This is a genomic window from Paenibacillus sp. Cedars, assembly GCF_003184205.1.
Lineage (GTDB): Bacteria > Bacillota > Bacilli > Paenibacillales > Paenibacillaceae > Paenibacillus_AQ > Paenibacillus_AQ glucanolyticus.
The window spans coordinates 1,544,016-1,557,147 of record NZ_CP020866.1 but is presented as its reverse complement, the minus strand read 5'-3'; the positions used below and the strand labels follow the sequence as shown (position 1 = coordinate 1,557,147).

Annotated in this window: 18 protein-coding genes; 2 read left to right on the top strand and 16 right to left on the bottom strand. The window is 46.9% G+C overall.

Translation table 11 applies throughout. The annotated features are described in order from the left end of the window. Positions 1 to 15: 15 nt before the first annotated feature. The 4 genes from B9D94_RS08890 to B9D94_RS08875 form a co-directional block, all read right to left on the bottom strand. On the bottom strand, positions 16 to 462 hold the full coding sequence (locus B9D94_RS08890; RefSeq protein ID WP_006211514.1) for a tripartite tricarboxylate transporter TctB family protein: 447 nt from the start codon (positions 460 to 462) through the stop codon (positions 16 to 18). A 72-nt stretch (positions 463 to 534) separates the two neighbouring features. After that, positions 535 to 1,521, bottom strand: a complete 987-nt coding sequence (locus tag B9D94_RS08885) for a tripartite tricarboxylate transporter substrate binding protein (protein WP_253806125.1) — start codon at positions 1,519 to 1,521, stop codon at positions 535 to 537. 22 nt (positions 1,522 to 1,543) lie between these two features. Then, a complete protein-coding gene (locus tag B9D94_RS08880) occupies positions 1,544 to 2,305 on the bottom strand; it encodes an IclR family transcriptional regulator (protein ID WP_148246854.1) in 762 nt (253 codons plus the stop codon). A 326-nt stretch (positions 2,306 to 2,631) separates the two neighbouring features. After that, complete coding sequence (locus B9D94_RS08875; protein WP_036641845.1) at positions 2,632 to 3,375, bottom strand: RNA polymerase sigma factor; 744 nt, start codon at positions 3,373 to 3,375, stop codon at positions 2,632 to 2,634. 177 nt (positions 3,376 to 3,552) lie between these two features. Between B9D94_RS08875 and clpP the strand changes: the two genes are divergently transcribed. Further along, positions 3,553 to 4,134, top strand: a complete 582-nt coding sequence (clpP, locus tag B9D94_RS08870; RefSeq protein ID WP_006211518.1) for an ATP-dependent Clp endopeptidase proteolytic subunit ClpP — start codon at positions 3,553 to 3,555, stop codon at positions 4,132 to 4,134. 75 nt (positions 4,135 to 4,209) lie between these two features. Then, positions 4,210 to 4,422 carry a hypothetical protein gene (locus tag B9D94_RS08865; RefSeq protein ID WP_006211519.1) on the top strand — a complete coding sequence of 71 codons (213 nt, stop codon included), beginning with the start codon at positions 4,210 to 4,212 and terminating at the stop codon, positions 4,420 to 4,422. Between the two features lie 34 nt (positions 4,423 to 4,456). On the opposite strand, the gene B9D94_RS08860 is transcribed toward B9D94_RS08865, so the two are convergent. From B9D94_RS08860 to B9D94_RS08805, 12 genes are all read right to left on the bottom strand, one after another. Next, entirely contained in the window at positions 4,457 to 5,368 is a 912-nt protein-coding gene (locus B9D94_RS08860) for a phosphotransferase family protein (protein WP_076150843.1), read from the bottom strand. Positions 5,369 to 5,390: 22 nt separating this feature from the next. Next, positions 5,391 to 5,918: a DinB family protein gene (locus B9D94_RS08855; protein ID WP_006211521.1), complete on the bottom strand. Its 528-nt coding sequence runs from the start codon at positions 5,916 to 5,918 to the stop codon at positions 5,391 to 5,393. Positions 5,919 to 6,088: 170 nt separating this feature from the next. Next, on the bottom strand, positions 6,089 to 6,376 hold the full coding sequence (locus tag B9D94_RS08850; RefSeq protein ID WP_076150845.1) for an antibiotic biosynthesis monooxygenase family protein: 288 nt from the start codon (positions 6,374 to 6,376) through the stop codon (positions 6,089 to 6,091). A gap of 45 nt (positions 6,377 to 6,421) precedes the next feature. Further along, positions 6,422 to 6,775, bottom strand: a complete 354-nt coding sequence (locus B9D94_RS08845) for a DUF952 domain-containing protein (protein ID WP_006211523.1) — start codon at positions 6,773 to 6,775, stop codon at positions 6,422 to 6,424. 50 nt (positions 6,776 to 6,825) lie between these two features. After that, on the bottom strand, positions 6,826 to 7,518 hold the full coding sequence (locus tag B9D94_RS08840; protein WP_253806124.1) for a cyanophycinase: 693 nt from the start codon (positions 7,516 to 7,518) through the stop codon (positions 6,826 to 6,828). Positions 7,519 to 7,529: 11 nt separating this feature from the next. After that, positions 7,530 to 7,739 carry a hypothetical protein gene (locus B9D94_RS08835; RefSeq protein WP_148246853.1) on the bottom strand — a complete coding sequence of 70 codons (210 nt, stop codon included), beginning with the start codon at positions 7,737 to 7,739 and terminating at the stop codon, positions 7,530 to 7,532. A 31-nt stretch (positions 7,740 to 7,770) separates the two neighbouring features. Beyond that, positions 7,771 to 8,778, bottom strand: a complete 1,008-nt coding sequence (locus B9D94_RS08830; protein WP_006211526.1) for a phosphotransferase enzyme family protein — start codon at positions 8,776 to 8,778, stop codon at positions 7,771 to 7,773. A 164-nt stretch (positions 8,779 to 8,942) separates the two neighbouring features. Further along, on the bottom strand, positions 8,943 to 9,491 hold the full coding sequence (locus tag B9D94_RS08825; protein WP_006211527.1) for an NUDIX hydrolase: 549 nt from the start codon (positions 9,489 to 9,491) through the stop codon (positions 8,943 to 8,945). 41 nt (positions 9,492 to 9,532) lie between these two features. Continuing rightward, positions 9,533 to 10,414, bottom strand: a complete 882-nt coding sequence (locus B9D94_RS08820) for a GNAT family N-acetyltransferase (RefSeq protein WP_148246852.1) — start codon at positions 10,412 to 10,414, stop codon at positions 9,533 to 9,535. Positions 10,415 to 10,561: 147 nt separating this feature from the next. Then, the gene (locus B9D94_RS08815; protein ID WP_148246851.1) at positions 10,562 to 12,256 is read right to left on the bottom strand and encodes a M3 family oligoendopeptidase; all 1,695 of its coding nucleotides are present in this window, start codon (positions 12,254 to 12,256) and stop codon (positions 10,562 to 10,564) included. A gap of 141 nt (positions 12,257 to 12,397) precedes the next feature. Further along, positions 12,398 to 12,712: a DMT family transporter gene (locus B9D94_RS08810; protein ID WP_036641804.1), complete on the bottom strand. Its 315-nt coding sequence runs from the start codon at positions 12,710 to 12,712 to the stop codon at positions 12,398 to 12,400. After that, positions 12,712 to 13,059, bottom strand: a complete 348-nt coding sequence (locus B9D94_RS08805; RefSeq protein ID WP_006211530.1) for a DMT family transporter — start codon at positions 13,057 to 13,059, stop codon at positions 12,712 to 12,714. The genes B9D94_RS08810 and B9D94_RS08805 overlap by 1 nt, the downstream gene beginning before the upstream one ends. Positions 13,060 to 13,132: the final 73 nt, after the last annotated feature.

Here is a 13,132-nt window from a genome sequence, read left to right as displayed (position 1 = left end):
ACACCAAGCCCTCCTTTAATACAAAATACCGTGCGGAATCGGAACGCTCAGCAAGAATTCAAACACGTAGCTAATTCCGGCGCTGATCAGAACGGACGCCACAATCAATGTTGTCCACTTCCGGATGCCCATCAATATCATCCAAGCCAATGTGACTAAAGCTGATGAAACCGTGAACCCCAACCACTGCACGAACAGGACATAAACCATCATGACGATGATTCCGGTTACAAACAATAAAACCGCTGGCTTCCCTGAAACAGCATAAACCGCTCCATCTTGTTTCTCTTTCCGGCCTATGAGCAGAATCGATAATACACCTAATGCGCTGGCAGCTATTTTGGGAAAATAGTCGGGTCCAGGTCCCAGACCGTTGGATGATGGAAACGCATTTGCTGTTAACCATGCATACACAGACAAGATCAATAGCCCAAATCCAATCACTCGGTTGGCCATGGTCATGGCTGCACCTCCTCTTGTGATAGAAGGGGCTAGTCATCACTAGCCTCTTCTATCCAATTCATTTGTTGAAGGTTAATTCAATTTCAAAGACGGAATCAAATTTGCAAATAACTGATCTTGTTCTTCCAGCAGTTTCGTGAATCCTTCTCCATTCTCGTAACGGTAACCCAGGTTCATCTTTTTGATCTGCTCTTTAAATTCGTCGCTTTGAGCTGTCTTGCCGAATGACTCCTCAAGAATTTTCACAACATCGTCCGGCGTATCCTTAGGAACAGCCAGTCCACGCCATGTGCCGATCGAAAGATCAATTCCGCTTTCTTTTAGTGTAGGAACATCCGGTAGAGATTCGACACGTTCTTCAGCCATCACACCCAATACTTTAAGCTCACCTGCTTGTACTTGTGTAACAACTTCTGCAGGGCTTACAGAAACTGCATCCACATGTCCTCCCAGCAGGGCCGTTACTGCAGGAGCAGCTCCTTCAAATGGGATGTGATTAAATTGGGCACCCGTTTCTTTCTCAAAAGCAGCGGCGGCCAGATGCCAGATCGCACCCGTTCCAGAGTTCCCAACCTTTAATTTTTTTTCTTTTGTAGCTGTGATAAATTCTTCTAACGTATTCCATGGTGCATCTGCTTTTACTGTGATAGCACCTGAGTCTTCATTTAATAGCGCAATCGGTTTGAAATCCGTATGAGAAAATTGAGCCAAACCGGAGTGCGGTAATGTAAGCAATTCAACGGTTACCATGGATACCTTATAGCCATCTGCTTTTGCCTTGGCACCGTTCTGCATACCAACCGCTCCACCGCCACCTTCCATATTCACAACGGCAATGGACTGACCCAGGTCATTCTTAGCCATATCTGCAAAGGAACGAGCCACGGTATCCGTTCCTCCTCCTGCGGCATAAGGTACAATGAGTTCTACAGGTTTACTCGGAAAGTTGCTGCCCTTGCCGGTTTCACTCGAGCCAGACTTTGCTGAATCATTCCCGCCGCATGCGGTTAAAACAACGAACATCGCCAGTAAAATCAAACTAAATTTGTACTTTTTCATAAGAACTCCCCTTTTATTGTTTTTATGATTTAGTTGGATTGAAACCCATTTTTCTCGAAATCGCCTGGGCTGTTTCTTTAGTCCACGGAATGTATTCACGTAGAATATCATCCGACATTCTGGTGATGGGACCCGTAATGCTGATGGCATAACGGGATTTTTGTGTGTGGTCGAAGATAGGTGCCGCAACACAGCGTATCCCTCTCTCATGCTCTTCATTATCGTACGCAAATGCGTTGGCCCGAATGGTTTGGAACTCTTGCTTTAGATCTTCCAGTGTGGTCAAGGTATACTCGGTAAATGGCTGCATCATAACTCCTGCAAGAAGCTGATCCACCTCATCCTCCGGTAAATAAGCCAAAATCGCTTTACCAACCCCTGTGCAATACAATGGGCCTCTGCGACCAATTTGTGAGTAAATCCGGATAGTTGAAGCGTTTTCAACCTTATCGATGTATAACACTTCATTCCCGTCAAGCATGACAAGGTGGACGATTTCGCCCGTATCTCTACTTAATTTTTCGATCAATGGTCTGGCGATATCCACAATCTTTAGATTCTCGGTAACGACCTCAGCCATTTCAATAAACTTCAATCCCAGGCTGTAGATGCTATCCTTTCCCGTCTTCTGAACATAATCCTGCTCTTCAAGCGAAGCTAACAACCGATGTGCCGTACTCTTTGCTACGTCCAGCTTTTGGGCGATTTCTGTAACACCTAAACCTCCGGGATTCAATTTCAGAAACTCCAGTATATCCAGCGCCCTAGTTACTGACTGAATCAATTCATGGCCCCCTTTTTATCTCGTTCCTTAATACGGAACATCATTCCTTAATGTGGTTTTGTTTAATTATAAGAATAAACTGAAAGCGCTGTCAATAGTTTTGATCTAAAAAACCTTGTTCTATTATGCTACAAAAGCCTTCGACTTCGTGTATCAACCAACCGCTGCGTGTTGGATTCTCGCTCTCTTTTCCAAAGAAAAGGTTTCCAGAAATTTCACAATATAGAAAAAGACCATAGCATCTTCTGCTTTGGTCTTTTTGAAGAGATAAGAAAGTATAAACTTTAGAGGCTTACCTCCTGATCTCGCAAGAAAAAACTTCCGCTTTACGCGGCCATTCTCATCTCTGGCTGATATCCGCTATACAGCATATAACCCGCGCTCGATGATTGGCCCCCCTGAACCTGCAACGGCTCCATGCTGCCAATGGCCGAAACTTCACTGTTATTCCACTGGATCAGTCTTACGACAGCTTCAATATCACCTGATTGATATGCCTCGGCCAATGCCTGTAGATTCAAGCTGGTCTCTTCCTCTTCCGGCATGGTTAATCCGTGTTCCTCTTCTTCTATGTCCAAGGATTGCAGCACTTTATGTGCACGATGAAGAGCCGCTTTCACTGCCCCATCCGTCGTTTGCAGCATGTTTGCCGTTTCCGAAACGGAATATTCATACACATCACGAAGCACCACCACCGTTCGCTGCAGTGGGGACAAATGCTCCATCAGCCATTGAAAAGCGAACTCGATGTTCAGTTTGCTGTCCTCATTCGATGGTTCTTCTCTCGGTAAAATATGCTCCAGCTTCTCATCAAGAATTCGTCTGTAAGTCAGATCCCGGCGTATCCGGTCAATCCATGTATTCTTGGCAATCCGGAGCAGCAGGGCCTCAGGATTGACATGGTTCCGCTGCTTCAAATGCTCGAGTGCTTTGATCCATGTGTCCTGCACCAGATCATCCGTATCCCATGAGGAGTTTGTGAGGGACAGACAGTACCTGTGCAGCATCGCGTTCAGCTCCGCCAAGTCCTGATCCCCCGGCGAGGTGACACTCGGTCGATAGATCGTCATCAGAAGCCAACTCCCTTCCTTCTCTCGGTAAGATATCTTATATGTAAACGAATGAGGTCTGCCTTTCGTTACTCTCATATCCATCATTTATTTCTTGCTTCCTCCGTATCTTTTGCAGCTGCCTCTTCGTTTACTTGCTGAATCAAGAAAACCTAACGAATATGGAGGATGGAAACCATGAATATTGTTCCTTATGTTGTTGAGCAGACCAATCGGGGCGAACGATCCTACGATATTTATTCCAGATTGCTGAAGGATCGGATTGTGTTTGTCGGTGCAGCCATTGATGATGCAATCGCTAACAGCATTATTGCACAATTGCTGTTCCTGGCAGCTGAAGATCCGGAGAAGGATATCCATATGTATATCAACAGTCCAGGCGGCTCCGTGTCCGCGGGCTTTGGCATCTACGATACCATGCAGATTATTAAACCTCAAGTGAGCACCATCTGTACGGGATTTGCCGCTTCTTACGGTGCAATCCTTCTGCTGGCTGGAGCCACAGGCAAGCGACTCGCACTGCCTAACAGCGAGATTATGATCCATCAGCCGCATGGTGGCGTGCAAGGGCAGGCAACCGATATTGCCATTACGGCCAAACGCATCATAAAAACCCGCGAGAAGCTGGCACATATTATATCGGAGCGAACAGGTCAGTCCGTGGAGCGTGTCGAAATGGATATGGAGCGGGATTACTTTATGTCCGCACAAGAAGCGAAGGATTACGGGATCATCGATGATATCGTCACCAACCTGTGACGATGGAACGAAAGGCATGAACAGGTTCTGCGAAGCACCCGTTATATATTCTATTCACAAGGAGTGAAATCAGGTATGCTGAAAAGTTTGCTGAATCAACAAGTGACCCTTTATTTTACGGATGGAAGTTATGTGCGGAGCGGCACGCTTGAAGAGGTGGGAGAACAGTTCATCCGATACAAGGATGAATATGACATGCTGTATGTACCGTTAACTGCCATCCGCTACGTATCGGTGAATACGAAGGAAAGAGACAAACCACGAGTTGGATTTACGCCATCTTCCTGATGGGAATACAAGAACCGCATGGGCTTCTTCACGCTCATGCGGTTCTGTTCGTATGGCTGTTTATTTTATCAATTATGAATGACAACACTCGCTGCATACAGACATCATTCTTCTCCCTCTTATGGAAACCGATAAATTGCAGGGCATGTATGACGGAATAGAAATCAATCAGCTCCCGCAACTCCTGATCCGCTCCCCACTGCCTGCACAGCTCCTCCACATAAGGCATACCCTGATCTCCAATGTCAGAGACAACCGCTGTTTGCGTGAGAGCAATCATGTACAGCGGATCTCCGTAACATACCCAATCGAAATCCACGATGCCCTGCAGCTTGCCCTCATGTACGATCACGTTCTTAATCGTGAGATCATCCAGAAAACAGACCGGCTCCACCTGGTTGAGATAAGGCTCGTAATGCTGTTTTATTACCTGGAGTTGGTTAACGGCCTCTGATGACACATCATCGGTTATATTCCCCAAATGACTCTCAAGATTGCGCTCAATGATCTGTGCCCATGATGAAAATGGACCCTGCTCACCGATGGGAACCCATCCAAATCCCTTGCCCTTGGGAAGCTCGGCTACCTTGCGCTCATATGAAATGATTTGGCCTGCGAGAACGGCCAATTGTTCATGTGTCATTCCCTCCAGCTCATAGCGCAGATCCTGACCGGGAAAGCGTTCCAGTATCATATAGGCGTACGGCACCTTCTCAAGAGAGACATCATGATGAATGACTTTCGGTACCGGTAAGCCCAAAGAGGAGAGAATCTCCATATTCTTCGCTGTAAACTCCAGAATTCCGGGCTTGTGATTGGTTCTAAGCATAATTTGTTCGTGTGGAAAAGTCACGCTGTACACCTGGTTGGTGTGACCGAATGACATGAGTTTCATTCTTAACGGTCGGCGGCCATAAAGGTTCGCCATAAGCTCTTCCAAATTCATCTCAAACACCTGCCTCGATGGGTTACTTGTTCGCTTCCCGAATCCGTCCCAGTTGTCTGATGTGAAGAGTTTCATGGATTGCGATAAAATGGGCCCACTGATTCGCGTTCATCTCGAAACCGAAGGGATGCGGGTAACGCAGGTCATTGGTATTCCGCTCGGCCAGTCTCGCAATGATCTCCTTCGTTGTGTCCCGGACCTGATTCAGCTTATCCATCGCTTCTTCATAGGACAATGTACCGCTAGGCACGGCTGCTTTAGGCGCTTCTATCTTTTTGCCGATGATGCCGCTGTTTTGCAGCACTTCGCTTACATCCGTCAGCTTCTCATCCCATGGCTCCGAGGGCAGGGCAGGCTCCTTCTCCAGCATCTGCCGAAGCTGATACTGAATCATTCCTTCAAGCTTGCCCAAATGCTCCACCACCTCGGTTACGCTCCAACCGTCCGGAACTTCACGCAGCTCCTTCTCATCCGCTCCGAAAGACCCCAGCACCATCATTAATTTCTGCCGAACCTGATCCATAAAAGGTACAATATCCTGAAAATTCACTATCAATATCTCCTCCAACTCATTCACTATCCCTCTATATAAACACAGAGCGCTGCCGCTGCATCACTTGTCCCGAGAATATTCCAAGAAGCACCGAATACAGCTAAACAAGTGAAGGAATTTATGAATGATCGCTTCATCATGTAGCAGGTATGTACTATATAAGGATTTTAAAGATCCACATAATGTTCAACAACAGGGAACGGATCGTAGAAGTGATGCAGGAGATTTTTCCATTCCTGATATTCAGCCGATCCTCTGAAACCTGTCGTATGGTCCTCCAGCGTCTCCCATTTTACCAATAGAATATACTTATGATCATCTTCCAGACACCGTTTCAAGTCATGATGGACATAACCCTTCATCTTAGAGATGATCCCTGACGCCAACTCGAAATTACGTTCAAAATCATCCGTTAGCCCTGTTCTCACCTGCAGTATCGCTACTTCAAGTATCATAGAATTCCTCCTTGGTCATAGTGGGTTAGCTGGTTTCTAGTTGCCTTATCCCTGATATTCGAAATCAGCAGAAGCTTGAAACGCAAATACCCCATTCTCGTCAGCTTCCAAACGATATACCTTATGAACTGCGTTCAGGTTCAGCCTTCCATAGATATGCGGGAACAACTGATGCAGTCCATACAAGTCCTCGTATACAATCTCCGCATCCACATCATCTTCTTGAATGCCCAGAACGAATAGACCCGCTGTTCCCTTATAGAGCGTGTTGGCTACTCCGCTGACTTGCTCCTCTGTTGAGCAATGAATAAATTGATCTGTATGTAAACTGTGCGGCTCGTATACTCCTTGCTGCTGTGCTTCCGTCCATGCTTCCATCGAAATAATATGATAGATCACTCCATCCAGTCCCCCTGTCCATATTTTCGTATATCTTGACACATCATCATTCACGATGTTTCCTTCGCTATATATTCATCCTGCTCAACATCCTGGATGGTTACCATATGGAAGCATTCGCCTAATGAGGATGCCAGCCGCTCGTTAATGAACACCGCGCATGCTTGCTCATCAATGCCGAGACCACGCTGTACTTTTTTCGCCTTCATACCCTCTAGCAGATTAGTCTGATCGCCCCACTCCGTATAATGAACGCTGATCAATACATCGGAGAGCAGGCCTACGCCCTGTTTAAACAGCATTACGCTCTGCTCATTATCAAGTGGGGAAATGAGGCAAATCTCGGGAAGAATTAAGGCGCCTGCCGAATTCCCTGCAATCGGAACCCCGTTTTTATAACGGTCGATCAACAGGTCTTTGAAGGCACCCGTCGCATAGTAGTGATGGTATTTTTCCGTATTTCCCCCACCGATAAAAATTCCCGTGGCGCGAGAAAGGACCTGCTCCGCGTGCTCCATATCCAAATGCCCTTCCGCATCAGGAACGATCACTTGTACATCGTGAGCACCCGACTCCCTCCACATCTGATGAAACAGCGGAACATATTCCTCCCAGCCCGGTCTGTTCATGATGCATAAGGCAATCGTGGCGTCGGAACCTCCCGCTTGCTCTATGAACTGTCTGTTCGCCTCTGCTTGGAAGGAGTTCCCTCCGAGCAGATATACATATCGTTCTCTCATCATAACACCCCTCTCTATTCCTTTTTCTGTGCTCGCTTGTAAACATAGTACAGCAGCACCGAGATAAAATAAATCGGTAGGATGATGATGCCTAACACAGCACTCCATAATACTATGGGAAGCAGATCGCGGTTAGTTATACTATCGTAATTCATATAACCGTACACAATCCAAACCAGCCATACCATCGTGACGGCATATCCTATTTTATAAGGTAATCTCACAGCATTCACATCCTAGAAGTTGATTGGGACATTAGAATTTCGAGTGCAACAAATCGGAAAAGGCATGCTGGTTATATTCCAGCCACTCTCTTCTCTTCAAAAGCTGCTTCAACATCAACCGAAAATAAGGGGCGATGCTCCGGCCGGCATAATGTTGTCCAATATAGATGCTTAATAGTGATACGTAATATATCTGCATAACATACGGAATCCACTGAATCTCCGCAGGGGTTAATGTCATATATTTTCGATATTCATCCAAAAACAGCTCTATCTTCTCAAAAGTTTGGTCTTCAAATTGAAGGAGATGATTTAAACAGATCGTTAGTTCCCAAATACGAATATCGTTAGCGGCAAAATCAAAATCCAATACCCCGCTGATCTTCCTGAATTGAGGCTCGATCAAGAGATTAAAGATGAGAATATCATGGTGGACAATTTGTTTAGGCAGAAGATTGAGTTCAGGCGCGTGCCTGTAAATATTCTGGTAATACGCCTGGATAATAGCAATCTGATCGGCATCAATTGCAAAGGGAGGACTGGACAGAAATTCATGGATGCTCTTCTGATACGACAGCGGATGAAGGCTGTAAGGATCATGAAATGCGATAGTAGGACGAACCGAATCAACGGGTACCGATGAGAATTGCTGAAGGGCATACGAAATTTCTCCAACCGTCTGTCCATAACTAAGCACATCCGAATTTCTTAATAAATCTGGAACCTCACCCTCAATAAACCGGGTTATGGAGCCTAAAGAACCATCCGACAGAATAACATACTTCGAGCCATCCTTGCTCGAGAGGAACCCTGGAACACCAAACGATAAAGAGCAATGTTCCAAATAAGCTGTTAATTCCACCTCAAACTGTAATCTTTCTTCATTTTTAGTATGACGATTATATATTCTTGCAACATATTTGCTTTGGTTCAGTACAACAATTCTGGAGTCATTCGTCATGCCAAATGGCACATTGCCCATAGAATGCACAGGCTCATTAAAATAATGCTGCAGCAGCTCTTGAAATAAGTGCTCCATTGTCTACACCTCTTTATTGTCCAGAACATGGCCTTTAGGATCAATCTCATAAACCCCGTCTTCATTCATGGCTTCACTCTGCAATAATCCTGGTATGCCTGATTGTTATCCGACACATGGCCTTACTTCGTTCCTCCCATTCCCATGCTCAAGATATTATAGGTTTATCTACCCGAGAGGTCTTGTTGTCTTATGGCATAAGCCAGCTTATACAGGTCCGCAATATCCTGCCTGCCCGTTTCTTCAAATCTTTGAACCGCCACATCCAATTCGACCGCCTCCACAGCGATCACCTGCTCGCCGTCTTCAGGATTCAGCGGTTCCCCGACGATGCATACATCCCCGTAGCCAACCAATCTGACAAAGCGCGGGTGAGGGATATGCGGACGGTACGGGGTCTTGCAACTGGATTCACAACGAAACTGGCCGAAGACTCGGTACGACTCCAGTTCTGCACCAAGCTCCTCCCTCACCTCCCGTCGCAGCGCGTCCAAATATCGCTCCCCGGGCTCCAGCGTACCTCCTGGAAGCTCCCAGCTTCCATCCGCCACTTGAAAGACAACGCAGCGATTTCCGGTAAACGGAATAATCGTGACATTGCTCACCTTCGACTCATCAATATCTTCGTCTAAATCAAACCTGGCCTTCACAACACCCCAATGGATATCATTCGATAACGCCCGATAGGAGCTTAAATCCGTATTTATTCTCATGCGCTGTTCCCTTTCGCTCTATGCTAAAATTCATGCTTGCTTTACTCCACGTTATACTCGCGAACCATGAGCACTTGCTCCATTCCAGCGTTAAATCCAAGCTCCGTCAAAACTTCCACCAGTTCCTTATGGGAGGCCCGGATATTGAACGCGGATCGCTTGCAGGCATGTCCAGGCTGCATGATCTCAAGCACTGCCCTCTTAAGGACCCCTTTTGCGTCAGGATGTCCGGGAGCTGCCTCACAGCGAAATAGTGTGATTGCAGTCAAACTTCCGGCAGCGTCAAACACTCGCTTAAACAATCCGTAACCCGCGAGCTTTTCTTCCTTATATACAAAAACACACTCACCATCCCTAATATTGGAGGCGTCTGTCTGCCAGACTTCGCCGGGCAGATAGAAGGCGGCGGAGGCGACCTCAGCGGCCTGGCCTCTGACCAAAGTATATGTTGAAGCTGCATTCTGAACATTAAGCTCCTCAAGCGACTGCTCATTCGACATGATAAGCAGCCGGTCAATGATTACATATCCGACACTTTGATAGAGTCGGATCGCTGCTGTATTCGTGCTGATAGCCTCTAGATAGGCACGATGTATGCCTTGCTTCTCGTAAAGCTCCGAGTTTTTCTCCATCATGGATTTGCCGAGCCCTTTGCCCCGAAAATCCGGAGCGATGGCGGTACCGCTGTTACGTGCAAGCTTAACGCCATCATACTCCCGGAAGCTGTTCATGACGATGCCTGCCGCAGCCCCATCCACATAACAAGCGAGAGATTCCTCCAAACTTAAGCCATCATTTCCGATTCGAGCAATGAAACGCTCCAGCGGCATCGAGGCATTCACGATGTATCCTTCAAACGATTGGTTCCATAGCTCCGAGGCATCCCGAATCGGAAGCTCGCTAAGGGGTTTATAGGTAATCATGGTTTATTTCCTCCTGCTCCATAGGCATGGATAATGCGAAACGGTTCAGACGCAAAATTTCATTCCATTTAAAAACATGCAGGAAGAGCACCTGAGCTGTAACTCAATAGTGTCCCCCTGCATGCGTTGTCACTGCTTATTTACGATTTAAAGAGCTGCATCGTCTACGCTGTCAAGCCACGCATTAATGCTGCCAATGACGGAAGTGACGCAGCCATCCTCGAACGGCGAGATCAAGCCGGCTACCTTCACCAATTCGACGAAGGACTTGCTTCCGCCTTGACGGCAGAGGTGCAGATAATCTGCCCATGCGGCCGATCGATCTTCGTGCATCTTCTTCCAGAATTGGAAAGCGCAGATTTGAGCCAGAGTGTAATCGATATAATAAAACGGCGAACTAAAAATATGACCCTGTTTATGCCAGAAACCGCCTTGCTCCAGGTACGTGTTGTCATCGTAGTTCCGGTGCGGCAAATACTTCCGCTCAATCTCACGCCATGCCTGTTTCCGCTCAGCCGGCGTTGCATCCGGATTCTCATAAACGAAATGCTGGAATTCATCAACCGTTACTCCGTAAGGAATGAAGATCAGCCCGCTTGCGAGATGGTCGAAACGGTATTTGTCCGCTTCATCTTCGAAGAAACGGTCCATCCAAGGCCATGTGAAGAACTCCATGCTCATGGAATGAATTTCGCATGCTTCATACGTTGGGAATCCATACTCCGGAACCTCGAAACCTCTGCTCTCGTATACTTGGAAGGCATGACCAGCTTCGTGTGTCAACACATCAATATCACCGGACGTACCGTTGAAGTTGGAGAAAATAAAAGGTGCGCCGTACTCGCTGATATAGGTACAGTAACCGCCGCCCTGCTTGCCTTTTTTGGCTACCAGATCCATCAGACCGTTCTCCTGCATGAAGGTGAAGAACTCATGGGTTTCCGGTGACAACTCCTCATACATCTTCGCTCCGTTGCTCACGATCCAGTCTGGATCACCCTTCGGTGTTGCGTTCCCCGATTTGAATGCAAAGTTCTCATCATAATACAGCAACTGGTCCACATCGATACGATTCTGCTGACGTTCCTTCAGCTTGGATGCAACCGGAACGATATGCTCCAGCACCTGGCTGCGGAAATTAGCAACCATCTCTGCGTTGTAATCCGTGCGTGCCATGCGCGCATAACCAAGCTCAACATAATTGTTGAAACCCAGCTTCTTGGCCATCTTGGTTCTCACTTTTACCAGATCATCATAAATGCGGTCGAAAGTTGCTTCATTCTCGGCCATAAAGCCGCTGGAAGCCTCCATGGCGCGTTTGCGCATATCGCGGTCCTTGGATTGCTGGAAAGGCGTCAATTGCGGTAGCGTACGCTCCTCGCCTTCAAATTGGATTTTGGCAGAAGCGATCAGCTTCGAGTATTCGGTGGTCAGTTTATTCTCCTGCTGCAAATCCTCAATAATCTCGGGACTGAAGGTTTTGAGTGATAGCTCTGCAAGCTGGAACAGCTGCCGGCCCCATTTATCCTCAAGCTCGGTTCTGAATTTCGAATCCACGAGAGCGCGGTAATAATCCGTTATGTATTCCTGAATCACCGGTCCGTTCTCGTCAAAGAAATCCTGTTCAGCCTTATAGAACTCATCGTTTGTATCAATCGAGTGACGAATACTCACAAGCTGACCGAGTGTATCCATCTCACTGCGGAGTTTATTGATGCGGGTCATCGCCTGATCCTGCTCTTCATACGTCCTTGCTGAAGTAAAGGCGTTGAGTTGTTCTTTAAACTTTTGCTCAAAAGCTTTTACATCGGGACGTTCATAGCGATATTCGCTGAATTTCATAGGATACACCTGTCCTTTCAATGATAAAAAATGCATCGTGGCGTCAGATGGAATGATTTCATAACACCAAACTCTATGTAAATTCTATATGCGAATCTCAATATCCTTCACAAGCTTTCGAATTTCTGTTCGATTGCGACGTCACGTTATCATCTTAAGACCGATGACTGAAGCCAGAATTAAACTAATGAAGAATACGCGCCGCCATTCCTTCGGTTCTCCAAATGCGAACATCCCCAGCAGTGTGCTTCCTGCCGTTCCCATTCCTGTCCAGATGGCGTAGGCGGTTCCCATGGAGATAAAATTCATCGCATACGTCAGCAGCAAGAAACTCGATCCAAGCGAACAGGTCAGAAACAAATAGGAGCCGAAGCTGCGAAACAAGGCCACACGTCTCAATGCAATGACACCCAGCACTTCGCACAACCCCGCGGCGATCAGAGCGATCCATTCCATCACAAACCACTCTCCTTCGCCTGACTATCCGTTTCCTTCGTAACGAGTTTAAGCCCGAGCACACCCGCAGCCAACATGCCAATCAGCAGAAGTTTGACCGGGTTTGCCTGCTCTCCAAAAACCAGAATCTCCACCAGCACCGTTCCGGCCGTCCCAAGACCCGTGAATATAACGTACACCGTGCCAATGGGCAGCTTCGCCGCAGAATCCAAAAAAACTTTAAAGCTGAATAAAATCGAGACAATGGTAATGAGCCACTGCCACCAGACATCGGAATGCTTCAAGCCGGATACCCATACCACTTCCAGCGCCCCCGCCAACAATAAAAGCCACCATTCCTTCTTCATCCTGCAACCACTTCCTTTCTGCTCTTATAATCGTGAACCTTATTGATTCGCAGTTGTGATTGTAATCTAAAAT